The 24,024-nt window shown below is 69.9% G+C and carries 27 protein-coding genes and 1 tRNA gene; 9 read left to right on the forward strand and 19 right to left on the reverse strand.

The features are described 5' to 3' along the window. Positions 1-82: 82 nt before the first annotated feature. The 3 genes from VIR15_RS09830 to VIR15_RS09840 form a co-directional block, all read right to left on the reverse strand. Positions 83-910 carry an Rv2133c family protein gene (locus VIR15_RS09830; RefSeq protein ID WP_331927298.1) on the reverse strand — a complete coding sequence of 276 codons (828 nt, stop codon included), beginning with the start codon at positions 908-910 and terminating at the stop codon, positions 83-85. Next, on the reverse strand, positions 894-1,472 hold the full coding sequence (locus tag VIR15_RS09835) for an Rv2134c family protein (protein WP_331927299.1): 579 nt from the start codon (positions 1,470-1,472) through the stop codon (positions 894-896). The genes VIR15_RS09830 and VIR15_RS09835 overlap by 17 nt, the downstream gene beginning before the upstream one ends. 87 nt (positions 1,473-1,559) lie before the next feature. Further along, positions 1,560-2,315, reverse strand: a complete 756-nt coding sequence (locus tag VIR15_RS09840; protein ID WP_331927300.1) for an Rv2135c family putative phosphatase — start codon at positions 2,313-2,315, stop codon at positions 1,560-1,562. A 67-nt stretch (positions 2,316-2,382) separates the two neighbouring features. Here VIR15_RS09840 and VIR15_RS09845 point away from each other — a divergent pair, with 67 nt between their 5' ends. Beyond that, positions 2,383-3,384 carry a magnesium and cobalt transport protein CorA gene (locus VIR15_RS09845; RefSeq protein ID WP_331927301.1) on the forward strand — a complete coding sequence of 334 codons (1,002 nt, stop codon included), beginning with the start codon at positions 2,383-2,385 and terminating at the stop codon, positions 3,382-3,384. A gap of 29 nt (positions 3,385-3,413) precedes the next feature. On the opposite strand, the gene VIR15_RS09850 is transcribed toward VIR15_RS09845, so the two are convergent. Continuing rightward, the gene (locus VIR15_RS09850) at positions 3,414-4,274 is read right to left on the reverse strand and encodes an undecaprenyl-diphosphate phosphatase (protein ID WP_331927302.1); all 861 of its coding nucleotides are present in this window, start codon (positions 4,272-4,274) and stop codon (positions 3,414-3,416) included. A 113-nt stretch (positions 4,275-4,387) separates the two neighbouring features. Further along, positions 4,388-5,452, reverse strand: a complete 1,065-nt coding sequence (locus tag VIR15_RS09855) for an LLM class F420-dependent oxidoreductase (RefSeq protein WP_331927303.1) — start codon at positions 5,450-5,452, stop codon at positions 4,388-4,390. 77 nt (positions 5,453-5,529) lie between these two features. On the opposite strand from VIR15_RS09855, the gene VIR15_RS09860 reads away from it, so the two are divergent. Then, complete coding sequence (locus VIR15_RS09860; RefSeq protein WP_331927304.1) at positions 5,530-6,471, forward strand: aldo/keto reductase; 942 nt, start codon at positions 5,530-5,532, stop codon at positions 6,469-6,471. Positions 6,472-6,510: 39 nt separating this feature from the next. Here VIR15_RS09860 and VIR15_RS09865 read toward each other — a convergent pair whose 3' ends face one another. Next, positions 6,511-6,945, reverse strand: a complete 435-nt coding sequence (locus VIR15_RS09865) for a hypothetical protein (protein WP_331927305.1) — start codon at positions 6,943-6,945, stop codon at positions 6,511-6,513. A 130-nt stretch (positions 6,946-7,075) separates the two neighbouring features. Continuing rightward, on the reverse strand, positions 7,076-7,870 hold the full coding sequence (locus VIR15_RS09870) for an SCO4651 family lipoprotein (RefSeq protein WP_331927306.1): 795 nt from the start codon (positions 7,868-7,870) through the stop codon (positions 7,076-7,078). Between the two features lie 284 nt (positions 7,871-8,154). On the opposite strand from VIR15_RS09870, the gene VIR15_RS09875 reads away from it, so the two are divergent. Beyond that, entirely contained in the window at positions 8,155-8,340 is a 186-nt protein-coding gene (locus tag VIR15_RS09875; protein ID WP_324144749.1) for a DUF5703 family protein, read from the forward strand. A 22-nt stretch (positions 8,341-8,362) separates the two neighbouring features. On the opposite strand, the gene VIR15_RS09880 is transcribed toward VIR15_RS09875, so the two are convergent. Further along, positions 8,363-9,709: a M20/M25/M40 family metallo-hydrolase gene (locus tag VIR15_RS09880; RefSeq protein ID WP_331927307.1), complete on the reverse strand. Its 1,347-nt coding sequence runs from the start codon at positions 9,707-9,709 to the stop codon at positions 8,363-8,365. 133 nt (positions 9,710-9,842) lie between these two features. Here VIR15_RS09880 and VIR15_RS09885 point away from each other — a divergent pair. Continuing rightward, positions 9,843-9,929 (forward strand) — tRNA-Leu (locus tag VIR15_RS09885). Positions 9,930-10,022: 93 nt separating this feature from the next. Here VIR15_RS09885 and VIR15_RS09890 read toward each other — a convergent pair. The 3 genes from VIR15_RS09890 to VIR15_RS09900 form a co-directional block, all read right to left on the reverse strand. Next, positions 10,023-11,033, reverse strand: a complete 1,011-nt coding sequence (locus VIR15_RS09890; protein ID WP_331927308.1) for an acyltransferase family protein — start codon at positions 11,031-11,033, stop codon at positions 10,023-10,025. 91 nt (positions 11,034-11,124) lie between these two features. Continuing rightward, positions 11,125-12,036, reverse strand: a complete 912-nt coding sequence (locus VIR15_RS09895; protein WP_331927309.1) for an NAD(P)H-hydrate dehydratase — start codon at positions 12,034-12,036, stop codon at positions 11,125-11,127. Next, a complete protein-coding gene (locus VIR15_RS09900; protein ID WP_331927310.1) occupies positions 12,029-12,805 on the reverse strand; it encodes a histidine phosphatase family protein in 777 nt (258 codons plus the stop codon). Before VIR15_RS09900 ends, VIR15_RS09895 begins: the two co-directional genes overlap by 8 nt. Before the next feature lie 42 nt (positions 12,806-12,847). Here VIR15_RS09900 and VIR15_RS09905 point away from each other — a divergent pair, with 42 nt between their 5' ends. Genes VIR15_RS09905 through VIR15_RS09915 form a run of 3 tightly spaced genes read left to right on the forward strand, consistent with a single transcriptional unit; the run spans position 12,848 to position 15,328 of the window. Continuing rightward, a complete protein-coding gene (locus VIR15_RS09905) occupies positions 12,848-14,134 on the forward strand; it encodes an MFS transporter (RefSeq protein WP_331927311.1) in 1,287 nt (428 codons plus the stop codon). 43 nt (positions 14,135-14,177) lie between these two features. Continuing rightward, positions 14,178-14,945 carry a HipA family kinase gene (locus VIR15_RS09910; protein ID WP_331927312.1) on the forward strand — a complete coding sequence of 256 codons (768 nt, stop codon included), beginning with the start codon at positions 14,178-14,180 and terminating at the stop codon, positions 14,943-14,945. Beyond that, positions 14,942-15,328: a DUF3037 domain-containing protein gene (locus VIR15_RS09915; RefSeq protein ID WP_331927313.1), complete on the forward strand. Its 387-nt coding sequence runs from the start codon at positions 14,942-14,944 to the stop codon at positions 15,326-15,328. Before VIR15_RS09910 ends, VIR15_RS09915 begins: the two co-directional genes overlap by 4 nt. Before the next feature lie 13 nt (positions 15,329-15,341). Here the strand turns inward: VIR15_RS09915 and VIR15_RS09920 are convergent, their stop codons facing one another. The 6 genes from VIR15_RS09920 to VIR15_RS09945 all read right to left on the reverse strand — a co-directional run bounded on the left by VIR15_RS09920 (position 15,342) and on the right by VIR15_RS09945 (position 20,420). Further along, positions 15,342-16,169 (reverse strand): TrmH family RNA methyltransferase, encoded by an 828-nt coding sequence (locus tag VIR15_RS09920; RefSeq protein ID WP_331927314.1) that lies wholly within the window; start codon positions 16,167-16,169, stop codon positions 15,342-15,344. 33 nt (positions 16,170-16,202) lie between these two features. Beyond that, a complete protein-coding gene (locus VIR15_RS09925; protein WP_331927315.1) occupies positions 16,203-16,910 on the reverse strand; it encodes a sulfite exporter TauE/SafE family protein in 708 nt (235 codons plus the stop codon). Between the two features lie 5 nt (positions 16,911-16,915). Then, entirely contained in the window at positions 16,916-17,680 is a 765-nt protein-coding gene (locus VIR15_RS09930) for a sulfite exporter TauE/SafE family protein (RefSeq protein ID WP_331927316.1), read from the reverse strand. A 45-nt stretch (positions 17,681-17,725) separates the two neighbouring features. Continuing rightward, positions 17,726-18,958, reverse strand: coding sequence for an SPFH domain-containing protein (locus VIR15_RS09935; RefSeq protein ID WP_331927317.1), 1,233 nt, complete (start codon positions 18,956-18,958; stop codon positions 17,726-17,728). Between the two features lie 111 nt (positions 18,959-19,069). After that, on the reverse strand, positions 19,070-19,513 hold the full coding sequence (locus tag VIR15_RS09940) for an NfeD family protein (RefSeq protein ID WP_331927318.1): 444 nt from the start codon (positions 19,511-19,513) through the stop codon (positions 19,070-19,072). Between the two features lie 121 nt (positions 19,514-19,634). Next, positions 19,635-20,420, reverse strand: a complete 786-nt coding sequence (locus tag VIR15_RS09945; RefSeq protein ID WP_331927319.1) for an ABC transporter ATP-binding protein — start codon at positions 20,418-20,420, stop codon at positions 19,635-19,637. Positions 20,421-20,507: 87 nt separating this feature from the next. On the opposite strand from VIR15_RS09945, the gene VIR15_RS09950 reads away from it, so the two are divergent. Then, positions 20,508-21,272: an Rv1486c family protein gene (locus VIR15_RS09950; RefSeq protein ID WP_331927320.1), complete on the forward strand. Its 765-nt coding sequence runs from the start codon at positions 20,508-20,510 to the stop codon at positions 21,270-21,272. 7 nt (positions 21,273-21,279) lie between these two features. Continuing rightward, positions 21,280-22,011 carry a PIG-L deacetylase family protein gene (locus tag VIR15_RS09955; protein ID WP_331927321.1) on the forward strand — a complete coding sequence of 244 codons (732 nt, stop codon included), beginning with the start codon at positions 21,280-21,282 and terminating at the stop codon, positions 22,009-22,011. Here VIR15_RS09955 and VIR15_RS09960 read toward each other — a convergent pair. Together VIR15_RS09960 and glgA are read right to left on the reverse strand one after the other, a co-directional pair. Beyond that, complete coding sequence (locus VIR15_RS09960; protein WP_331927322.1) at positions 22,004-22,615, reverse strand: DUF4126 domain-containing protein; 612 nt, start codon at positions 22,613-22,615, stop codon at positions 22,004-22,006. The genes VIR15_RS09955 and VIR15_RS09960 overlap by 8 nt on opposite strands. Before the next feature lie 77 nt (positions 22,616-22,692). Continuing rightward, positions 22,693-23,895, reverse strand: a complete 1,203-nt coding sequence (gene glgA, locus VIR15_RS09965; protein ID WP_331927323.1) for a glycogen synthase — start codon at positions 23,893-23,895, stop codon at positions 22,693-22,695. Positions 23,896-24,024 lie beyond the last annotated feature (129 nt).

Raw genomic sequence — 24,024 nt, forward strand, 5'->3', positions numbered from 1 at the left:
GTGGCCCCCGCTCTGACCTCCCCACCTGATCGAGTGGACAAGAATTGCGCGCAATTCTTGTCCACTCGATCAGGTGGGGAGGTCAGAGCGGGGGCCACGGCACGGCCGGCCACCCCGGGCTCGGCCGGGGGTGGCGGCGCCGGCGGAGCAGGCTCTCCACCCGTCCGCGGAGAGCAGCGACGTCAGCATGGGGCAGCAGGGCTTCCAACGCGTCCGTGAGGCCGCTCGTGGCATCGTCCAGCACGTCGAGCAGGCGCTCGAGACGCGCAAGGTCGCCATCAACGAGCGGGTCTCCGGCCCAGCCCCAGAGCACGGTCCGCAGCTTCGGGTGGGCGTGGAAGCTGACGCCGTGGTCGATGGCCCACAGCCGCCCAGTCGTGTCCCGGAGGCAGTGGGAACCCTTCCGGTCCGAGTTGTTGATCACCGCGTCGAGCACGGCGAGGGATCGAACGTCCTCGCGGATGGAGTGGACCACGGTGACGGCCCGGCCGGACGGGGTCTCTCCGGAGAAGGTGGCGATCCAGCCGGGCGGGACGTTCCCCTCCGGCACGAGGTCGACGACGAGATCGTCGGCGAGTGGCGAGAACGGGTCGCCGATCCAGCGTTGGACCGACCCGGGACCGAGCGGACCGTCGCGCAGAACGGTGGGCGGGACGACATGCCAGCCGCCGGCCTCGGACACGAGGTGCGCGGCCACCTCCCGGCCAGCGAGCGTGCCCTCCGGGAAGTCCCACAGCGGCGCTTCCCCGCGCACCGGCTTGTAGATGGCATGAGCGCCGTCCTCGGCGAGGAGCCGCACCAGCACGGAGAGGTTGGACGAATCGGCGACTCGCCCGACGACCTCGAGATCCCCCAGCAGGGCCGCGTCGTCGGGCGCCGCCCGGAAGCCGCCGTCAGCGACGGTAGCCATTGGCCCGCGGGCAGATGTGGCCCGTCGGGTCGAGGGGGCCGCCGCAGAAAGGGCAGGGAGGCCGGCCGGCCGCGACGATCGACAGGCTGCGCCGTGCGAAGGCCCGCGCCTGCGGGGGGTTCAGGGTCACCCGGAGCGAGTTCCTCGAGAAGGGCGAGTCCTCGTCCGGCTCGGCACCACCGGCCACGGGGTCATCGGCCGACTCGCCTCCCTCGAGCTCGTCCGGGTCGTGGTCGTGGCACTCGATGACGAGACGCTGACGCCCCTCGTCCCAGGCGAGAGACAGGGTCTGGACCCGCCAGTCCTCCTCGAACGGAGTCTCGAGTGGATCGGTGTCCTCCGGCGCACCGCCGGGCTGCCCGGGCTCGATGGCAGTCGTCGGCGCCAGCTGGTCCAGCACGTCGTTGATGCGGTCGGCCAGGATCGACACCTGCTGCTTCTCCACGGCCACGGTGACGACGCGTCGGCCATCGCTGGCCTGCAGGTAGAAGGTGCGGTTGCCTGTGGGTCCGACCGTTCCCGCCACGAAGCGCGACACCGGGTCGAACTCCTGGAAAGTCATACGAGCGACCCTATCCGACCCTGGTCGAGCACCCTGTTCGTCCACCGTGGTCGACGCATCTCGGTCGAGGCATCTCGGTCGAGCACCCTAGTCGAGCACGGACGGGTCCTCGTCGGGCAGGTCGGCGGCGGCCGCGCGGCCAGCTCCGCCGCCGACCTCCGCATCGCCGTCAACGCCCGGACCCGCCGCCGGACGGATCGCGTGCAGGTCACCCGCGATGTCGTTGAGCCGCAGCAAGAAGGGCTTGCGGCTCGTGTAGCGCACCACACTGACGGAGCCCGGGTCGACCACGAAGCGCTGGAAGTCGTCGAGATGGGCGCCCGCAGCGTCGGCCAGCACCGCCTTGATGACGTCGCCGTGCGAGACCGCAACCCAGACGGCGTCCGGTCCATGCCGCTCGAGGACATGGGCGTCGGTCTCCCGCACCGTGCGCAGGGCGCGCTCCTGGACGTCGGAGAGCGATTCCGCCTCGTAGGCGTCGGAGGGCGGGAAGCGCGCCTCACTCGGGCGGTCCTGGACGACCTTCCACAGCGGGTCGGACACGAGGTCCGTGATCCGCCGTCCGGTCCACGCACCATACCGGCACTCCCCCAGCCCCGGGTGCACCGACCGGGTCACCGTCCCCAGGTGACCAGCGATGAGGTCGGCCGTCTGGACGCACCGGTCGAGGGGTGACGAGACGAGCTCCGCGACCTGCAGCTCGGCTGCGGCGATGGCCGCGCCGACCCTGGAGGCCTGCGCCTCGCCCGTCTCGTCGAGGAACACCCCCGGCGTCCAGCCGGCGAGCACGCCACCGGTGTTGGCGCTCGACCTGCCGTGGCGGACGAAGAGGACGGTGGGCACCCGGCCAGCCTAGACGCGCCGAGCCAGCCCAGCGGCATACGGCATGGTGCTGTGGTGGAGTAGGGCTGTGATCGTGGACCAGGCCCTCTACCGTCAGGGCCAACGCTTTGAGTGCGGCGACCTCAGCGACGAGCTCGCGACCCTCCGCGACGGTGAGGAGGGCTTCATCTGGATCGGTCTCAAGGACCCGACCGACGAGGAGTTCGCGCTGGTCAGGCAGGAGCTGGGACTCCATCCCCTCGCGGTGGAGGACGCGGTGATGGGCAACCAGCGCGCGAAGATCGAGGAGTACGAGGGCTCCCTCTTCGTCGTGCTCAAAACGCTGCGATACATCGACGAGACGAGTGACATCGAGACCGGCGAGGTCATGCTCTTCATCGGTGACCACTTCGTCGTCACCGTCCGCCACGGGGAGGGAAACCCCCTCACCGACGTCCGGGAGCAGCTCGAGCAGCATCCCGAGCTGCTGGAGCACGGGCCCCTGATCGTCATGCATGCGGTGATGGACTCCGTCGTCGACCACTACGTCGACGTGGACCGCGAGCTCGGCATCGACCTCGACGAGATCGAGGCACAGGTCGTTGGCGAGGACGGCGTGGGCGACGCCAATGCGATCTACCGGCTCAAGCGAGAGGTGCTCGAGTTCAGGCGGGCAAGCGGCCCCCTCGCCGACTCCTTGGCCGGCTACCTGGAGCGGGGCAGCGGCGGGGACCTGCACGTCGACCTGCGCCACCTGTTCCGCGACGTCGCGGACCACCTGCGCCACGTCAACGACCACGTGGAGAGCTATGACCGGCTCCTCACAGTGATCCTGTCCGCGCACCTGGCCAGCGTGTCCGTGCAGCAGAACTCGGACATGCGCAAGATCTCCGCCTGGGTTGCCATCGCCGCGGTTCCCACCATGATCGCTGGGATCTACGGGATGAACTTCGACGGCATGCCGGAGCTGACGGCGAGCGTCAACGTGGGTGGTTCCGAGTACCACTACGGGTACTTCGTGGTGCTCGCCGTCATCGTCGCGGTGTGCCTGTTCCTCTGGACGAGGTTCAAGCGCTCGGGCTGGCTCTGACGAGGACGTGGCCGCCCGCCGCTCAGTGGCTAGGTCGCGGTGATCCAGCCGGCGGCGAGAGCCGCTGCCAGCAGGGCGCCGAGGCCAACGCGGTACCACACGAACGGCAACAGGCTGTTGGAGGCGACGAAGCGCAGCAACCAGGCGATCGAGGCATAGGCAACCACGAAGGCCACGACGAGGCCGACGACCATGGGGCCGATCCCCAGACGAGCGAGGTTCGCGCGCTCCTCCACCGCTTGGAAGACGCCCGCGGCGGTGAGGGCCGGGATCGCGAGGAAGAAGCTGAGGCGGGTGGCCGTCACCCGGTCGATGCCCCGCATCAGGCCCGCCGAGATGGTCGCTCCGGAGCGAGATACCCCGGGGACGAGGGAGAAGCACTGGACCAGGCCAATGACGAGGCCGTCGATCGGGGACACGGTGTGCTCCCCTCGGACCGCGCCCCGGCGTTCGAACGCCGTGTGGGCCCGCTCAGCGACGACCATGACGATGCTCCACAGCACCAGGGCGATCGCGACCACCCAGAGGCTACGCAGCGGGCCCGCGATGACATCGCGAAACACGAAGCCCACCAACCCCACAGGGATCGAGCCGATCACGACCGCCCAGGCCAGCCCGTAGTCGGGATTCCTGCGCTCCTCTGCTCCTCCCAGACCACGGAACCAGGCCCGGGCGAACCGCCCGATGTCCTTGAAGAAGTAGATCAGGGTGGCGGCGATCGCACCCAACTGGATGACCGCGGTGTACGCCGTCACAGCGGGATCGTCGACCTCGAGGCCGAGCATCTTCTCGGCGATGGTGAGGTGGCCCGTCGAGGAGACGGGGAGGTACTCGGTCAGGCCCTCGACGATGCCGAGGATGACAGCATCGAGATAGCTCAGGTCAGCCACGGTTCACAAGCCTTCTGGATCGACGAACGCTGATGTGCCGTCCCGATTCGGTCGGATCGCAGCAGGACACAGTGGAGCACCCTACCGCGGCTCACTGTCTGCCAGGAGTGGGGTCACTGCGCAGGGCTCTGGTGCACCTTCGCGAGAATGGACAGGGTCGCCGTTGCCTGCTCCCGGGTCATCCTGCCCCCGGTCGCCACCGCGAGCGTGGTCACTCCAGCGTCCTCGTAGCGGCGCAGGCGCTGTGCCACCCGCTGCGGAGACCCCAGCAGCGCCGTCTCGTCGATGAACTCGAGTGGGACCGCCGCGGCGGCCTCGCGGTGCTGTCCGCCGAGGTAGAGGTCCTGGATCCGGGCCGCCTCCTCCTCGAAGCCCATCCGGCAGGCGAGCTGGTTGTAGAAGTTCTGCTCCCGAGAGCCCATCCCACCGATGTACAGGGCGCAGTAGTCACGCAGCAGGTCCGCGGCGGCCGCGACGTCGTCGACGAGGACGACGGGGGTCGCGGACACGACGTCGAAGCCGGCCATGGGGTCCTGCTCAGTCCCCCGCCCCGCCGCGCGACGCGCCGCAGCGATGGCGCCGATCTGCTCGCCTGCGTGCTCTGGGCTGAGGAAGATGGCCAGCCAACCGTCGGCGATCTCACCCGTGAGGGCGAGGTTCCGCGGGCCCACGGCTGCGAGGTAGACGGGGATCTCGCTGCGCAGCGGGCGGGAGCCCAGCTTGAGCGCCTTGCCGGGCCCGTCCGGCAGGGGGAGCTCGTAGTGCGGTCCGTCGTGGGCGACCCGATCGCGGCGAAGGACGGACCGGACGATCTCGACGTAGTCACGAGTTCGCGCGAGCGGGCTGGTGAACCGGACGCCGTGCCAGCCCTCGCTGACCTGGGGACCGGACACGCCGAGGCCGAGCCGGAAGCGCCCGCCGGACATCGTGTCGATCGTCGCCGCGGTCATGCCCGTCATCGCCGGCGTCCGGGCCGGGATCTGCATGACCGCAGACCCCAGGTGGATGCGCTCGGTGAGCGCCCCGATCCACGCGAGCATCGAGGGCGCGTCGGAGCCGTAGGCCTCGGCGACCCAAACACTGTCGTAGCCGAGCCGGTCCGCCTCCTGGGCGATGGCCACCATGTCGTGAGCCGCAGCGCCGCGGTCCCAATAGCCGAGGTTCACTCCGAGTCGCATGCTGGGAGGCTATCCTCACCCGCGATCTGGCGCGGAACGGCCAGCAGAGAGCCCCCGAGCGACTAGCGTGCGTGGTCATGCACAGGCGTGTCGGCTCCTCGGGCCTCCGGATCGCCCCGCTCGCCCTGGGGACGATGACGTGGGGCAACTCGGTCGATCGGCACGAGGCCTGCGACCACGTCCGCGCCTTCCTCGATGCCGGGTGCGAGCTGATCGACACCGCCTACGGCTATGGCGGCGGCGACGCCGAGACGTGCATCGGAGAGATGCTCGACCAGGTCGTGTCGCGGGAAGATCTCGTCATCTGCACCAAGGCCGGGATCCACCGGGTGGGCGACGAACGCCGGGTCGATGTCTCCCGACGCACGCTGATCCAGCAGCTCGACACCTCGCTCCGACGGCTGCGCACCGACCACGTCGACATCTGGCTCGCGCACACGTGGTCCGACGACGTCCCGCTCGAAGAGACCCTCTCTGCCCTTGAGTGGGCGGTCGCGACCGGTCGCGCCCGCTACGTCGGCGTCTCCAACTACACGGGCTGGCAGGTCTCCAGAGCGCTGACCCTGCTGGAGCAGGCGCGAGTTCCCTTGGTGGTCAACGAGATCCAGTACTCTCTCGTGGCGAGGGTGCCTGAGGCAGAGGTCCTGCCTGCCGCTGAGGCTCTCGGTTTCGGCGTCCTGGCCTGGTCGCCGTTGGGGCGCGGGGTGCTCACCGGCAAGTACCGCTCCGGCGTGCCGGCCGGGTCGCGCGCCACCTCCGTCGACTTCCCGGGCTTCGCGGAGCGGTTTCTCGACGAGCACGCCAGACGGGTGTCCGAAGCGGTCGTCATGGCGGCCCGTGGCCTCGGCGTGACTCCCAGCGAGGTCGCACTGGCCTGGGTCCGGGACCGGCCCGGGGTCACCGCTCCGATCGTCGGGGCGAGGACGGGAGCGCAGCTGCGGACAGCTCTGGCCAGCCTCGAGCTCACCCTCCCGCCGGAGATCGTGGACGCCCTGGACGACGTGTCCGCGCGCCCCTGAGCTCGCGGTGACCCAGCAGGTGACTCGGCGCTGGGGTCGTCAGGCCTGCGACCTCACGCCGTCCTGCGCCTCGTCGTCGTCGTCATCGACGTCGTCCAGCTCGTCCTCGTCGTCGTAGTCGAGGTCGTCTTCTTCATCGTCGAGGTCATCTTCTTCGTCGTCGAGGTCATCGTCGTCAAGGTCGTCCTCGTCGTCCACGTCCTCGTACTCGTCGGGGTCGAGGCCGGCATAGGGAGTGTCGCTGTCGTCCTCGTCCTCGTGACCGTCGAAGTCGTCGCCATAGACCGCCAAGGGGGTCGCGACCTCCGTGGCGTCGAAGAGCGCCTCGTCGTACTCGTCGAACGCCTCGGCGAGGTCCTGGGCCGCTGCGATGACGAGCGGGTGGTCGGGATCCCTCGTCGATCCCGCTGCCTCATAGTGGCGTTCGAGGGCACTGATGAGCCGCTCCAGGGCTGCGCGGGGCTCCACGGTCATGACTCGACCGTAGTCGACGCACGTCGCCGACGACACCGAATGGCCCGCAGGAAAAGCGGTAGATAAGGGAACGACCCGCGAACGCGGACGACGTTCGCGGGCCGTTCACCCGTGGGTCAGAAGAGGAGCGTCAGGAGGTGGGCACCTCGACGACGTCGGCGGCTGCGGGAGCCTTGATGTCCACCGGCTCGCCGTACTTGCTCATCTTCATCTCGGCCTTGATGTCAGAGACGGAGTAGACGACCTGACGGATCCGGTCCTGCCCATCCAGCCACATGTCATAGGTCAGGGTGTCGGGCAGCCCAGCGGCGCCATCCGGCAGGGTGTCGCCGAGCGCCTTGGTGTCCATCGTCACCTCGTAGTGCTGCAGGCTCTCACCGTCGACAGTGTCAGGGCCGACGAACTTCACGTCCGTGATGGCGTCCTCGTACGTCTCCGCCATCTTCGAGGGGTCGGCCTGCTCAAGGGACTTCTCGAACTCCTTGGCCATCTCCCCGGTCACGGCCATCTTGGCCCACTTGCCGTCCCCCACGCCGGGGATGCCCTGCAGGTACAGGACCTTGTCCAGCAGGATCATGTCGAGCTTCATGGCGCTGCCCATGTCCATCGACAGCTGCATGGCCGGCTTCTTGGCGTCCATCTTCGTGTCACCGGACATCGTGATGGTCTGGCCCTGGGCGTCCATGACCATCTCGACGTGGGCGCTGGTCATCTGCTCGCTGCCAGACTTGATGGCGGCGATGAAGGCTCCCTTGTCCGCATGTCCTTGGGCCGCCGGCGTGGTCGACGTCTGCGGGGCCACGCTCGCTGCGGATGTCTGGTTGGCGGCCGGAGCCTCCGTCTCGGTCGCCGTGCCACAGGCCGCCACGAACGCAACGGGCAGCACGACCGTGGCGATCGCGAAGCGGCGGGTCCTCTTCAACATCTGGTTGCCCTCCTGGGCCGATCGAGCCCGCGGGGCGGGCGGTTCCCCCGATCCCCCTGGACCGGACCGTGTGACCTTACCTCAGGTAGATGTCCGACACGCGGCGCGCCGGCACCCCTCGGGACACTGCCGAGCCCCCTCCCAGCAGGGCAACACACCCGCTTGTCGACTGCTGCCCTCTGGTGCAGCAGGGGGTGGCAGTCGATAGGCGGGTGTGTTGCGGCTGGAGGGCACCGGCCGGAGTTCCCGGCCCGCGTGCCTCGGTGATGTCACAATGTTCGGCGATGACCGAGTACGAGTACCGCATCCTGACGTTCGACCGGCGCACCTCCAAGGCAGCCGCACGTCAGGCCGTGCGTGAGCACGCCGAGTACGGCAGGTGGGAGCTGGCCCGGTCGGTCCGGTACGAGGGCGGGGTCCACCGCTTCTGGCTGCGGCGCAAGATCATGCGCGTCCAGCGCACCGCCTGACCGCAGGCCCGATTCAGCAGGGTCAGCAGGTCCTGAGGAAGTCGCCCAGCACCCGCGCCCCGAAGCGCAGTGAGTCGAACGGGACCCGCTCGTCGATCCCATGGAACATCGGCGCGAAGTCGAGGTCGGCCGGCAGCCGCAGTGGCGCGAAGCCATAGCCCCGGATGCCGAGACCCGCCAGCGCCTTGTTGTCGGTGCCACCCGACAGGCAGTACGGCAGGACGGCCGCTCCGGGGTCCGCGCGCAGCAGCGACTGCTTCATCGCCTCCACGAGGTCGCCGTCCCACGGCGCCTCGAGCGCGATGTCCCGGTGGATGACCTCGACCTCGACGTGCTCCCCCGCGAGCTCACGGACCGTGGACAGCAGCGAGTCCTCGTGCCCCGGCAGGAAGCGGCAGTCGACGGCAACTGACGCCGACTGCGGGATGACGTTGTGCTTGTAGCCACCCTCGAGCATCGTCACGTTCGCCGTGTCCTGCAGCGTGGCGCGCACGAAACCCTGCGCCCCACCAAGGACGGCCAGGAGCGGGTCGAGCCCAGCGGCATACGGAATCTGGGTGAGGCCGCTGAGGCCGTCGAGAAGTTGCTTGACGGAGGCGATGTACTCGCGGGGCCACTCATGAGCCGCGATGCGGCCGATGGCCGCGGCGAGCTTGACGATCGCGTTGTCGTCGTTGGGCACCGACCCGTGGCCGGCGCGCCCATGGGCGTGGAGGCGGAGCCAGATGATGCCCTTCTCCGCGGTCTGCAGCAGGTAGGCCCGCTGCTCGCCCTCAGGCGTCGGGACGGTGACGCTGTAGCCCCCCACCTCACTGACCGCCTCGGTCACTCCCTCGAACCACTCGGGATGGTTGTCGACGAGCCAGTGACTCCCCTGCACTCCCCCGGCCTCCTCGTCGGCGAAGAACACGAAGGTCGTCGTCCGCGCCGGCCGGGTCCCGGTGCGCGCGAACTCGCGCAGGTTCGCCAGGATCATCGCGTCCATGTCCTTCATGTCGACGGCGCCGCGCCCCCAGATGCAGCCGTCGCGTTCCTCGGCAGCGAAGGGGTCGACCTGCCAGTCGGCCGCGTTGGCGGGCACGACGTCGAGGTGGCCGTGCACGGCGAGCCCGGGTCGCCCCGGATCCTCGCCCTCGAGCCGCAGGACAACGGTCGAGCGCCCCGGGTTGCTCTCGAGCAGCTCCGCCTCGAGACCGACCTCCGCGAGCTCGGCCATGACGTACTCCGCCGCCTTGCGCTCCCCCGGTCCACTGCCGTCGCCGTAGTTGGACGAGTCGATGCGGATCAGGTCCCGGCAGATCCGCACCACCTCCCCTTCTGCGGTCGGCCGGGGCGCTGCGGGCGTGTCCTTCGCGTCGTGGCTCGTCATGCCGTCAGCGTATGCCGCTGAGCTCGCCCGGTGCCCGCCACCCGTTTGGTCATTTGCTGGGCCCGCGTGCTACCGTTTCACCTCGCCGCAAGGGAGTCCCAGAGCTGCGTCGGGACCGCTTGCACATCACCTTGTCGGGGTGGCGGAATGGCAGACGCGCTAGCTTGAGGTGCTAGTGCCCTTAACGGGCGTGGGGGTTCAAGTCCCCCCCTCGACACCATGCAGGCCCCGTGTCTCGGTCCGAGACACGGGGCCTGTCGTCTTGGACCGATTCATTCGCCCGATACGTCGTTCTGGCGCCGGCCGGGCGAGGCTACTGCTGCGGCTGGCGAGGCAACGGGCTGACATCCGACCAGCCCGTCGAACGGCTCTGAGTTGGGTCATGCGCAATGCGGCGAGCGAAAAGGAACAGCCATCGTGCGGCCGGGATGCGCGTGAGCGCGTAGGACCCCAGCAGCCCAGCGGCGAAGGCAGCGAGGTAGGCCAGCCAGCCGGACTCGACGCCGGCTGCCAGCAGCCCCCGTCCTACGAGCAGGATCGCGGCCACGTGCGCCAGGTAGTAGTAGATCGACGAGCGGCCCATCGCTTCGAGCGCACGCACGACCGCAACCCGCGGGGCGCGTGGCGCGGACCACATCAGGAGCAGGACACCAACCAGCGAGATCACCAGCCAGGGCGCGCCCCACTGGTAGCCGGACCGGGCGGCAGCCAGCACCGCGCCCGCCGCTGCGGCTACGGCAAGCCCTGCGACGACCGTTCCCGGCAGTCGCGTGATCCGTTCGAACGCCTGGCTGAGGCTGGCGCCAAGGAAGAAGTAGGCGCCGAACCAGATCCAATTGGCCAACCCCGGCACCTGAGGCGAGAACGCGAACCAGCAGGCCCACGCGGCGACCGCAACCACCCAGCCGGGCACGCGGCGCAGCGCCAGCGCGGCGAGGTAGCAGACGAACAGCGTGGACAAGAACCACAGGTGGTCACGACCGGCGACCCACGTCACCGGGTCGAGCAGCGAGCTCCGATCCCGGAGCAGCCCCATGATGAGCGTCCAGATGAGGAAGGGCCACAGGATCGCGCGGACCTTGCCGCGGACGTAGGCTGCGACCGGCTTGGTCAGTGACCGCGGGAGCAGCATTCCCGAGATGACGAGCAAAGTGGGAAGTCGATACGGCGAGAGCGCCTGGTTGGCCATGGTGATCGCGTCCGGCACGTCAACGCCAAGGCCCTCGGTAACAGTCATCGAGTGCCACGCGATGACGAGCAGTACTGCGGTGCCGCGAAGTAGGTCCATCCACGTGTGACGTGCCGATGAGACTGCGGTAGCCACCACGTCGGGCACCCTATCGACCCAACCCGTATGAAGCGCGCGGACGAGCCGCGGACGAGTGCAAGTCCCGTCCGTTTCGTCCTAGCTCGGGTCAGACCTCGATCTCGGCCAAGGCGACCGGCAGCTCACGGACGAGCTCCCGCGCCAGGAACCCGACCCGGCCCACGGCTGCGGTGAGCCGCTCCCCCGCACGGCCATGGATGAACGCGCCCCAGACGGCGGCTTGCTCGGGAGGGGCGCCACGCGCGAGCAGTCCGGCGATGGCCCCGGCCTTGGCGTCCCCGGACCCCGCGGCGGCCATCCCGGGCGCTCCTGCCTCGTTCCGCCAAACGGCACCATCCGGTCTGGCCACGAAGGACGTCGCCGCACCGCCGAGAACGACAGCCATGCTCTTGCGCGACAGCTCCGCTGCCTGGGTCCGGATCTCGTCCTCGTCCGGCGCTTCGCCTTCCCGACCAAGCGTCTTGGCCAGCTCCCGGGCATTGGGCGTCAGCAGCGCCCGACCCGCAAGATGCTGCACCCCGTCCAAGGTCTTCGTCAGGTACGCCATGCCGAGACCGTCGATGAGCAGCGCGGTGTCGAGGTGCGGCACCACGCGCTCGAGCAGCCCGCTCGCGGCCTCCGGTTTCATGATCCCCGGCCCTGCCAGCACGGCGTCCGCGGAACCGGCGAGCTCCAGGATCTGCTCCGCCGCCTCGGGGGCGATGTCGCCGTCCTCCTCCTCGGGTAGCCCCTCGACGTATGCCTCGGGCATGGCCGTCGCCAGGAGTTGCGCAGTGCTACGAACGGTTGCCACGCGGACCTTTCCGGCGCCCACCCGCAGCCCGGCCTCCGCGGCGAGCAGCACCGCACCGGGCGTCTGGGCGGCGCCACCGACGATGAGCAATCCGCCCTTGTCGTACTTGTCGCCGTACGGGTCCGGCAGCGGCCAGTCGCGCAGCACGCTCGGCGTGACGACGGTGTCCCTCATGGGGTTCTGCTGCCCGGGCGGACGCTCAGCCATCCGGCTCTCCCGTCGCGGCGGCGTGCGGCTGCTCATGCGTCTTGGACACGTCGCGAGCCTCGAGATGGTCGGCCGCGCCGAAGGAGTCGAGCTCCAGGGTCCCGTCGCGGTCCCGGTACGTCGTGAGGGAGCAGTTGCCGAGCGGCATCTCACGGTCGATCTCGAGCAGCTTGGCCTCGTCCAGGCCCTCGATGACGAGCCGGAAGCTCATGATGACCGCCTGGTGCGTGAAGACCCACACCCGCTTGCCCGCGTAGTCGGAGCGGATGTCGGACAGCACGCTCCGGATGCGCAAGGCCACGTCCGTCCAGCTCTCGCCACCCGGGGGCCGGTAGTAGAGCTTGCCCACGGCACCCCGTCGCTCGGCCTCCTCGGGGAAGGCCTCCTTGATCCCGCTTCCGGTCAGTCGGTCGAAGGCGCCGAGATCCCGTTCCCTCAGCCGCTCGTCCCGCAGCACGTCCAGGTCGCTGAACTCCGCCAACGCGATCTGGGCCGTGTCGGCGGCTCGCGCATAGGGTGAGCTGAGCACGATGTCAGGGCGGCGGCCAGGGTCCAGCTCCGAGAGGTGCTCTGCCAGAGCGGCGGCCTGCTCGCGCCCGAGGTCGGACAGCGGGGTGTCCGGGTCCCGGGTGTCCAGGTCCAGTCGGCTCAGCCCCTCGCGGCGGGCCGCCTCGGCTGCGAGGTTCCCCACGCTCTCGGCGTGACGGACGAGGACCAGTTCGGCGGGTGCGGTGCCGCGGCCGGCTGCGATCGATTCGGACGAGCTCATGACTACGTCCTACCCGCCCAGTGGCGCCCCTACGCTGGCGCCGTGACGTTCCTGCGTGCGCTGGTGACGCTGCTCCGCGTCCAGGGCTTCCGACGCCTGTTCCTCGCCAGGGTGACGTCGCAGGGCAGCGACGGCGTCTTTCAGGCCGCCCTTGCCAGTCACGTCCTGTTCAACCCGGAGCAGAACACCGACCCGAGGCAGATCTCCGCCGCCTTCGCCGTCGTTCTGTTGCCCTACAGCATCCTGGGACCCTTCGCCGGCACGCTGCTCGACCGCTGGCCGCGCCGAAGGGTGATCGTTGTCAGCCAGTTGGCCCGCGTCGTCGCCATGTGCGCCGTTGCCGGGCTGATCGTCCTCGGCGTCACCGGCCTCAGCTTCTTCCTCGTCGTCCTGCTCGTCTTCTCGGTGAACCGCTTCATCCTGTCCGGCTTCTCTGCGGCGCTGCCCCACCTCATCGCGCCCGAGGATCTCGTCAGCGGGAACGCCGTGGCGCCGACCACCGGGTCGGTCGCGTACTTCGCGGGGGTCGTGGTGGGCGGAGTCGTCAGTGCCCTCGGGACGGACGCCCTCGTCGCCCTCGTCGCTGCAGCAGGCGCACTGTCGGCGGCCTGGGCGGCCGGACGCCTGCCCTTCATCGGGCCGGATATCCGGGCCGGCGGTCCCCAGGCGGTGCAGGTGCTGGCCGCCGTGGGTCGAGGGCTCGTCGAGGCGACCCGGACCCTGCCCCGGCGGGCCCGGCTGCTGCTCGTGCTTGTCTTCGTCTCGCGGCTGCCCTTCGGCTTCGTGCTGATGCAGACCCTGCTGCTCTTCCGAGGTCCGTTTGCGCAGCCGGGACAGAAGGTGGGCGACGTCCTCGGCTTCGGTCTGGCCGCCGCAGCAGCCGCCGCCGGCTTCGGTCTGGCGGCCTTCGTCGCCCCGTGGCTGACGCAACGATGGCAACCCGTGTCCTTCGCCGCGCGGATGCTGGCGATCTCCGCGGTGGCGGCGATCGCACTGGCGCCCTGGCTCACGCCATTTACCGTCTCGGCGACGAACTTCGTCGTCAGCTTCGCGGTCCAGACCGTCAAGATCAGCACCGACACCCTGCTGCAGGCCCATGTGCCCGACGCGCTCCTGGGCCGCACCTTCTCGCTCCAGGACATGATGTACAACTTGGGCCTCGTGGCAGCGGCGTCGCTTGCCGCATGGACCCTGCCGCCGGGAGGCGCGACCAGGTGGCCGTTCTTCGTCGTGGCAGCGGTGCTCGGCGTGCTGGCCCTGGTCCTGCCGGGACTCTGGCGTCGCGTGTCCGCGAGGGACGCGCGCGCCCCGCTGACGAGAGGCACCTAGACGGGTCGGAGGTTGCGAGTCCCACGCACACTAGGCTGACGGCGTGCTGCCCCAGGTCACGGCGACTCGATACGTCACCCCGCTCAAGGAGGGCGGTTCGCTCCCCGGGATCGTCGAGGCCAGCGACGAGGGCACCTACGTCATGAAGTTCCGCGGCGCGGGCCAGGGGCTGAAGGTGCTCGTCGCCGAGATCATCGTGGCCGGTGTTGCGCGGGCCATCGACGTCCACGTGCCTGACCTCGCCGTGATCACCCTGGACGAGCGGATCGCGAAGTACGAGGCGGACGAGGAGGTCCAGGACCTGCTCACCGCGTCCGTCGGCACCAACCTCGGCGTCGACTTCCTGCCCGGCTCGCTCGGCTACGACGGCTCCCAGCCACCGTCACCCGACCTGGCTGAGCGCATCATCTGGCTGGACGCCCTCACCGCGAATGTCGACCGGACGTGGTCCAACCCCAACCTCCTCGTCTGGCATGGGCAGACGTACGCCATCGACCACGGCGCCGCCCTCTACTTCCACCACTCCTGGCCGAGCCGGCCGCCGTCGCCCGAGCGATTCGCGGCCCAGGTGTTCGATGCGAGTCGGCACGTCCTACGAGACGTCGCGGGAGACGTCGCGGCGCGTCACGACGAGCTCGCTGCCCTGGTCACGCCGGATCGCATCGACGCTGCCCTCGACGACGTGCCCGACGAGTGGCTGGAGACGACCTCGGACCTGCACGATGCCGGCTCGGTCCGATCGGCCTACCGCGCCCTGCTCGAGGCGCGTCTCGACAGCACCGCCTGGGTGCCGGGAAGGGCCGCTGCATGAAGGCCTACCAGTACGTCGTGCTCCGGATCGTGCCTCGCGTCGACCGCGAGGAGTTCCTCAACGTCGGCGTCGTCCTCTACTCCCAGGACGCTGGGTTCCTCGAAGCGGCCTGGGAGCTGGACGAGAACCGCCTGGCCTCGTTCGCTCCGCACTGCGAGCTCGACGGGGTGCGCGCGATGCTCCGTCGGGTCCAGGCTGTGTGCCGGGGCGAGACCGGACGAGGGCTGCCCACGCTCGACAAGCCGGGCCAGCGCTTCGGCTGGATCATCGCCCCACGGTCGACGGTCATCCAGCCGGGGCCGGTGCACGGTGGCCTGACCGATGACCCGGCAGCGGAGCTGGACCGGCTCGTCGACCGACTCGTGCGGGTTCCCCAGCCCTAGAGACTCGTGTGAATCACCCGGCCTCAGGTGCGGTCACCACGCGAAGCGCCCACATCGCCACCGCCGAGGCAGCCGCGACGTTGAGTGAGTCCACGCCACCGGCCATGGGGATGCGGACTGTCACGTCGGCGGCTGCGACGGTGCGCGCCCCGATCCCGTCGCCCTCGGTGCCGAGGATCATGGCGACCTTCTCCGGCGGGTGTGCCGCGAACTCGTCGAGGGTCACGGAGTCCTCCGAGAGTGCCAGCGCCGCCACCGTCAGGCCCAGCTCGCGGAGCAGGTCGACCCCCCGGGGCCAGGGGTCGATGCGCGTCCATGGCACCTGGAAGACCGTGCCCATCGACACCCGGATCGAGCGTCGGTAGAACGGGTCGGCGCACCGTGGCGTGACGAGGACGGCGTCCACGCCGAGACCGGCAGCCGAGCGGAAGATCGCCCCGACGTTGGTGTGGTCGACGATGTCCTCGAGGACCAGGACCCGGCGCGCCCCGGCGATGAGCCCAGCGACGTCGGGCAGTTCAGGCCGCTGCATCGACGCCAGCGCCCCACGGTGCAGGTGGAAGCCGGTGAGCCGCTCGATGACGTCATGCTCCCCCACGAAGACCGGAATCCCCTGCGCCTCCGCGTCTCCCACGACGTCGGCCAGGTCCGCGAGCCAGCGCTGCGCCATGAGGAAGGAACGCGGCCGGTGACCCGCCGTGAGGGCCCGCCGGATCACCTTCTCGCTCTCGGCGATGTAGAGGCCGCGCTCCGGCTCCGCCCGTCTCCGCAGGGCGACATCGGTGAGCGAGACGTAGTCCTCGAGCCGCGGATCCGCGTGGTCGGTGATGACGATCGGCACGAGCCAAGGGTAGATACGGGGTAGCTGTGCGCCTCACGCGGCGATGGCTCGGATGATGACAAACGTTCCTGCGACGGTGCAGAAGGCCAGGACGGCGATCCGGAGGCGACCGCTGGAGAGCAGCCGCCGGGCCGGCCCGGCCGCGGCGTAGCCGGCAACGGCGAAGGGGATCCAGAGGAGCCCGGCGCGCAGTGACGCCGAGTCGACCCTCCCGCCGATGGCGAGGCCAGCCAGGGAGATCGCCGAGCCGATGACGAAGAACCACGAGAGCGTGGACCGCACACGCACCGGCGTCTCGTGCTGGAGCACCAGGGCGAAGAACGGACCGCCGATCGACGCCGCCGTCGCGGAGATCCCCGCGACGGCCCCGGACGCGAAAGCGTTTCCGGCAGTCGCGTGGATGCGCACGCGGGTCAACGACACCGCGACGGTGAGGAGCAGCAGGACGCCGACGAGCCCCGCGATGACATGGACCGAGAAGGCTGCGACGACCCAGACTCCCACCGGCGTGAAGAGGACGCGACCGATGATGGCCCACGTCAGGGGCCGCCACGCGATCTCGCGCGGCCCATGGACGAGCTGGACCACCGGTACGGCGAGGCTGGCGACGAGCATCGCCACCGGCATGAGGTCGGGCGCCCACACGACGATGAACGGTGCGGCGACGACGGCGATCCCGAAGCCGATGGACCCCTGGACGAAGGCCCCGAGCGCAACAGCGAGCCCCAGTGCGACGTGCACTCCCATCACGGGAACCAGATCAGCTTGACCATCGCGACGAGGCCGATGACGACGATGACGGCCCGGAGGCCCTTCGGGGGGAGTCGTCGCCCGACGCTGGCGCCCAGGACCCCACCCAGGGCGCTGCCGGCGGCGATGAGCACGACGACCAGCCAGTCGATGTGCTGTCGAGCGAAGATGAGGAAGAGCACGGCCGCGACGAGGTTGACGACGAGCGCGAGGACGTTCTTGTACCCGTTGAGTCGCTGGAGGGGCTCGGCGCTGAGCGCGCTGAACAGGCCCATGAGCAGGACGCCTTGGGCCGCGCCGAAGTACCCGCCGTACATCCCCGCGACGAGCACGCCCGCGCCCATCACCGGCGCATGCCAGGCCGGCTGCTCATGACGGTCACGGGTGGCCCAGGCCTGGATCCGCGGCCCCACGAGGACGAGGACGAGAGCGATGCCGATGAGGGCCGGCACGATGGCGTTGAAGGCACTCGGCGGGAGGACGAGCAGCAGGGTGGCGCCGATGACGGATCCGATGAAGGACAGCGGCAGGAGCCGGCGCAGCGTGGGTGCCTGCCCTGTCAGCTCGTGTCGGTATCCCCAGGCGCCACTCGCGCCGCCCGCCACCAGACCCACCGTGTTCGACACGTTTGCCGCAAGAGGGTTGACGCCGAAGAAGAGCAGCGTCGGGAAGGTGATGAGCGTGCCGGAGCCGACGATCGTGTTGATCATGCCCGCGGCGGTCCCGGCCAGCGCGATGGCGACGGCTGACCAGAACGACACCCGGCCACCCTAGCGACGCGGGTGGCCGGGTGCTCCGTGGTCCGTTCAGCGAGCGGGCGAGCCGTCTCCGTCCTCGGGCAGGTCCGTCGAGGGCGACGCATTCTGCGGCGCGTCGGGAGCGGCCGGCCCCGCGCCATCGCCGTCCACTGCCGTCGGGTTCGTCGTTTGCGTCACCTGCTGGGGCGGCGTCGAGGGAGCGGGAGGCACCTGGTCGGCAGGAGGCCGGATGGGTGGCTGCTGGCGACTCACGGGCGCCGCGTGCTCGGTGGATTCGGCGCTGGCCATCGCCGCCTGGCCGCGTGCCTCCGCAAGGGCCTTCGCCGGGTCCTCGAGGATCGTCTCGGCGAAGGCGTCGTCCTCGGGCGGGCTCTGCTCGAACAACTCGTCCACAGCCAGGGCTTCCCTGGCCTCGTTGGCGCCGAGCGCATTCCCGATGCCGCGCAGGGCGTCGGTCAGCTCCGACGGGATGATCCACATCTTGTTGGAGTCCCCCTTGGCTATCTGCGGCAGGACCTGGAGGTACTGGTAGGCGAGCAGCATCTGGGTCGGCTTGCCGCGGTGGATCGCCCCGAAGACCTGCTGGATGGCGCGAGACTGGCCCTGCGCCTCGAGGATCCGCGCCTGCGCGGAGCCCTCGGCGCGCAGGATCTGGCTCTGCTTCTCACCCTCCGCGGTGAGGATCGCGGACTGCTTGACACCTTCGGCCGTGAGGATGGCCGCGCGCCGGTTGCGCTCGGCGCGCATCTGCTGCTCCATCGAGTCCTGCACCGAGTGCGGTGGGTCGATCGCCTTGAGCTCGACCCGGTTGACCCGGATCCCCCACTTGCCGGTGGCCTCGTCGAGGACGCCACGGAGCTGGCCGTTGATCTGGTCGCGGCTGGTGAGAGTCTGCTCGAGGTCGAGGGATCCGATGACGTTACGGAGCGTCGTCACGGTGAGCTGCTCGATGCCGGTGATGAAGTTGGCGATCTCGTAGACGGCTGCCTTGGCGTCGATCACCGAGTAGTAGATGACCGTGTCGATGCTGACGACGAGGTTGTCGGACGTGATGACTGGTTGCGGTGGGAACGTCACGACCTGCTCACGCAGGTCGATGTTGGCGCGCACCTTGTCGACGAACGGCACGAGGAAGTGGATCCCCGCCGTCAACGTCTTGTTGTAGCTCCCGAGGCGTTCGACGATCTGCGCCGTCTGCTGCGGCACGATGCGCACCGTGCGCAGCACGATGACGAGCGCCACGACGACGATCAGCACCGGGATGATGAGTACGGGGTCCACGACCTACTCCCTGTCTTGTTCTGGTGATCGCGCTTCCTGACCGGTCGCGCGGGTTTGGCTGCGGGCGGAGCCCGCAGAAGACGTTGTTGGCGAAACAGGAGCCGGCGGCAGTCAGCTCCCCAGGATCCGGGCGCGGCTCACGACGACGGTTGCGCCCTCGATCCTGTCGACGACGACTTCCTCACCCGGCTCGATGCTGTCGCCCGTCGTGCGGGCGCTCCACGTCTCCCCGGCGAGCTTGACCCGTCCGTTGGAGGTCGTCACGCGGTCGAGCACGTACGCAGATCTGCCGAGGTTGGCCTCGGCCCCCATCGGCTCGTACACACCCGTGAACCGGCGCTTCAGCCAGGGCCGCACCGTGAAGACCAACGCGACCGCGGTCACGGCGGCGACCACGGACTGGACCGCGACCGGTGCTCCCAGGGCGGCCGCCACGGACCCTCCGAGTGCACCGCCGGCGAGCATCAGGAACGTGAAGTCGCCGCTCGCGGCCTCGACGGCGACGAGCAGGAGTGAGACTCCGAGCCACACGATCCATACGTAACCCTCGAACACCTTGCACCGACCTTTGTCCGTGTCGCCCGCAGCCGGGGCGACGTCTCGTGCGTCACACCTGTGACGTCTTCGATTCTGCCTCAGTTCCGTCGTTCTGGACTCGGGTGAGGCAACGGTCTGGTCACGTCCGCGCGCGGGCCGACCAGCGGTCGCCGTGTCGCTCGAGCACGAGGGGCAGCCCGAAGGTCTGGGACAGGTTTTCCTCCGTGAGGGTGATCGGGATGGGCCCCGCCGCCACGACCCGGCCCTGTCGGAGCAGGAGCACGTCAGTGAACGACGGCGGGATCTCCTCGACATGGTGGGTCACGAGGACGAGAGCCGGCGCGTCCGTGTCGGCGGCGAGCTCTCCCAGCCGTCGGACGAGGTCCTCGCGGCCGCCGAGATCAAGGCCGGCAGCTGGCTCGTCGAGCAGCATCAGCTCCGGGTCGGTCATGAGCGCCCTGGCGATCTGGACCCGCTTCCGCTCCCCTTCGCTCAGCGTGCGGTAGTGCCGGTCCGCGAGGTGGTCGACGCCCATCGCCTTGAGCAGCTCCATGGCGCGCACGTAGTCGAGGTCGTCGTACTGCTCGCGCCACCGGCCGAGGATGCCGTAGGAGGCGGTGACGACGACGTTGCCGACGAGCTCATCGCCGGGAATCCGCTCGGCCATCGACGAGCTTGCGAGGCCGATCCGCGGCCGCAGCTCGAAGACGTCGACCGCCCCGAGCACCTCGCCGAGGATTCCTGCCACCCCGCTCGTCGGGTGCAGCCGGGCCGCCGCCATCTGCAGGAGCGTCGTCTTGCCTGCTCCGTTGGGGCCGAGGATGACCCAGCGCTCTCCCTCCTCGACGTCCCAGTTCACGTCCTCGAGCAGCATCGAGGCGCCTCGTCTGACGGACACGCCGGCCAAGGCGAGGACATCGCTCATGGCATGACCCTATGCCACCCCCTCGGGCCCTCGGAGGTCCCCTGCGCGGCTCACCTGTCTCCGTGCGCGGGCCTACGATGGCGCCTGATGTCCGAGCTCCCAGGGTCCGTGCGACTTGCGCTGTGGGTCACTGCGGCATGGAACGACAAGGTCTCCCTCCGTGCCGCCCTCGCCCGTTCCCTCCCCGACGTCGACCACGTTGCCGGCGACCTCGGCCGCCTCGACGTGTGGCGTGACCTCGGGGAACGGGCCCTCTTCGTCGCGCTCCCCCGACCGGGAGACATGAGCCGTATGCCGCTGTGCTCGCTCCCAGCCGCGGCGCTGGCTGCCGAGGCGGGTGAGTGCGTCTTCGTGCCGTCGATCGGCGGCATGCTCGTCCCGAAGCTCACGGAGTTCGGCCCGTCGGGTGACACCGGGTGGCGGGTGGACTGGTCCGCCCACGACGCGCAGCCCATGCCGAGGCATCGGCTGGAGATGATCGACCTGCGCGATGTGGAGCGGACCCTGGTCAGCCGCCTGGGTGAGCACACGGAGGCGTTCGAGCGGGTGGGCGGAACGCCGTGGGGGACGTCGGCCAGAGCCGAGGCCGAGACCGCCCTCGACACCCGTCCGTGGGGGCTTCCGGACGACACCCCGGGCAGGGCCTTGCGGGTCATGTCGCTGGCAGCGACAGCAGCCGTGCTCGCCGAGCGTGCCCGACGGCTCGCCAGCCTCGGGTCCGACGGGCTGGACCTGGGCACGGGCGCTCGGCGTGAGTCGCTCGTGCGTTCCCTGGCCGCCGACGCGGACGACGCCCTTGCCGACGCCACGAACGTCGCGGTGATGAGTCTGGCGGGGTGGCGCCGGGCATAGTGGGGCCATGTCCGAACAACACGAGCTCCAACCCCTGGACGAGTCGAGCATCGAGCGTGTCCTCTGTGTCGCCGCGCACCCCGACGACCTCGAGTACGGATCGGCTGCTGCGGTCGACAAATGGGTCAAGGCCGGCACGTCGGTGACCTACCTGCTCGTGACGAGGGGCGAGGCCGGCATCGACACGATGGCTCCGGAGGAGGCGGGCCCGGTCCGTGAGCAGGAGGAGCGGGACGGCGCCGAGGAGGTCGGCGTGACGGTGGTCGAGTTCCTCGATGACTTCCGCGACGGCGTCGTCGAGTACGGGATCCCCCTGCGCCGTGCGATCGCCCGCGAGATCCGGATCCGCCGGCCTGACCTGATCATCGCGACGAACTTCGCCCCCTACTTCCCCGGCGGCTTTGCCAACCAGGCCGACCACCGCGCGGTGGGTCTCGCCACCCTGGACGCGAGGGCCGATGCGGGCAACCGCTGGATCTACCGTGGGCTCGTCGACGAGGGTCTCGAGCCGTGGCAGGCCCGGCAGCTGCTCGTCGCCGCCGACCCGGAACCTACCCACTTCGTGGACGTCTCCGGGCACTTCGAGGCCGCAGTCGCCTCGTTGTCCGCCCATGACCGCTACCTCGAGGCATTGGGACCCGACTACCCCAAGCCGCGGGACCTGCTCCAGCAGATCCTGGGTGGACCGGCCGAGCTGCTCGGAGTCGAGCACGCCCTCACGGGCCGGCTGATCAGCTGACCCGCAGGTCCGGGCCGCTGGTTCGGCGACGGCGGCGTCGCCACCGAAGCACGGTGCGGACCAGCACGATGAGGACGATCGCGAGCATGATGAGCGCCGCGATGACGAGAACCGGCACGAGGATCGCGATGAGGCTGAGACCGAGCGACGCTGAGTCCTCCGCAGCCGAGACGACGGGGGTGCCCATGCCCAGGGTCCCGGCGTCGACGGCGGGCCGGACGGTCAGCTTGCCGGCATGGACGAGTCCGGAGACGACGACGCCGAGGACCACCCCGACCCACGGGTTGTCGGCCATCCAGGTCGACTGGTCTGCCTTCCCCGCGGCGGAGGTCGCGGCGACCATCAGCCCACCCATGCTGGGCCGGATGAAGGTCTGCACGGCATCGTTGATCGTGTCGACGGCGGGGATCTTGTCGAGGACGATCTCGGCCAGCAGGAGCACCGAGCCGATGCCGATCGCCCAGCCACTCTCGATCCACGTCAGGCTGGTCGGCAGGGTGATGACGTCGGTGAACCGGGCGGCGAGGGCCACGACGAGGAACGGGATGTAGGCGTTCAGCCCTGCTGCGGCGGACAGGCCCATCCCGGTCAGGGCTTCGATCATCGGTGACCTCTCTGGGGTCCCTGGAGTCGCGGAGCGAGCGGGTGTCGGAACTCAGCCCAGCGGCATACGGAATGGTGTCACGTGCCGAGAACCGCGCGGTACACGTCGAGGGTGCGGTCGCCGATGGACGCCCACGAGAACGACTCGACCGCGCGGCGACGTCCGGCGAGACCTCGCTGCCGAGCCCGGTCGGGGTCTGACACCGCCTCGGTCAGCGCAGCCGCGAGGTCGGCGACGAACCGGTCCGGGTCGACGGGCGCCCCGGTGCCGTCCCTGACCTGCTCGATGGGCACGAGCCACCCGGTTTCGCCATCGACGACGACCTCAGGAATGCCGCCCGTCGCTGTAGCCACGACGGGCAGCTCACAGGCCATCGCCTCGAGGTTGACGATCCCGAGCGGCTCATAGACCGACGGACAGGCGAAGGCCGTGCCGTGCGAGAGCAGGGCGATGACCTCCGCGCGAGGGAGCATCTCGGCGATCCACACAACGCCCTCGCGCTGCGCCCGCAGGCTCTCCATGAGGCCCTCGACCTCGCGCATGATCTCGGGCGTGTCGGGCGCCCCGGCGCAGAGGACGAGCTGGACCTCGGGCGGTAGTTCGGCGCAGGCACGCAGGAGGTAGGGCAGGCCCTTCTGCCGGGTGATCCGACCGACGAAGACGACCGACGGCCGATCCGGGTCGACGTCGTGGCGCTCGACGACGGCCCGCGCCTCCGCTGTCCGGTCCGCCTGCCAGAGCTGCGAGTCGATGCCGTTGTGCACGACATGAACGCGGCCCGGGTCCAGTGACGGGTAGCTGCCCAGGATGTCCTCGCGCATGCCGGCGCTGACGGCCACCACGGCCGCAGCCGCCTCGTAGGCGGTGCGCTCAGCCCAGGACGAGACGCGGTAGCCGCCGCCGAGCTGCTCGGCCTTCCACGGACGCAGCGGCTCGAGCGAGTGGGCCGTCACGACGTGCGGCATGCCGCCGAGGAGAGAGGCGAGATGGCCCGCGAGGTTGGCGTACCACGTGTGCGAGTGGACCAGCTGAGCCCCGACACAGTCACCGGCCATCGCCAGGTCGACGCCGAGCGTCTGGATCGCGGCGTTGGCGTCGGCAAGCTCGGTCAGGTCGCCGTAGGCCTGCGTCCCCGGCTCGTCACGGGGTGCCCCGAAGCACCGGACCTGCACGTCGAGGTCACCCCGGGCTCGCAGAGCTCGCACGAGCTCGGCCACGTGGACGCCCGCTCCCCCGTAGATCGCCGGTGGGTACTCCTTGCTCAGGATGTCGACGCGCACGGGTCGAGCGTAGCCGCGAACGCGCTGATACCGGCTGAAAAGGGCCTCCCCTGCCGAGCCGGCCCAGCGGCATACGGAATGGCATGGCGCGCAACGGTTGCGACGCGCCCGGTCCGGAGAAGCCTCCCC

It is taken from the genome of Intrasporangium sp. (assembly GCF_036566125.1).
Classification (GTDB): Bacteria; Actinomycetota; Actinomycetes; order Actinomycetales; family Dermatophilaceae; genus Intrasporangium.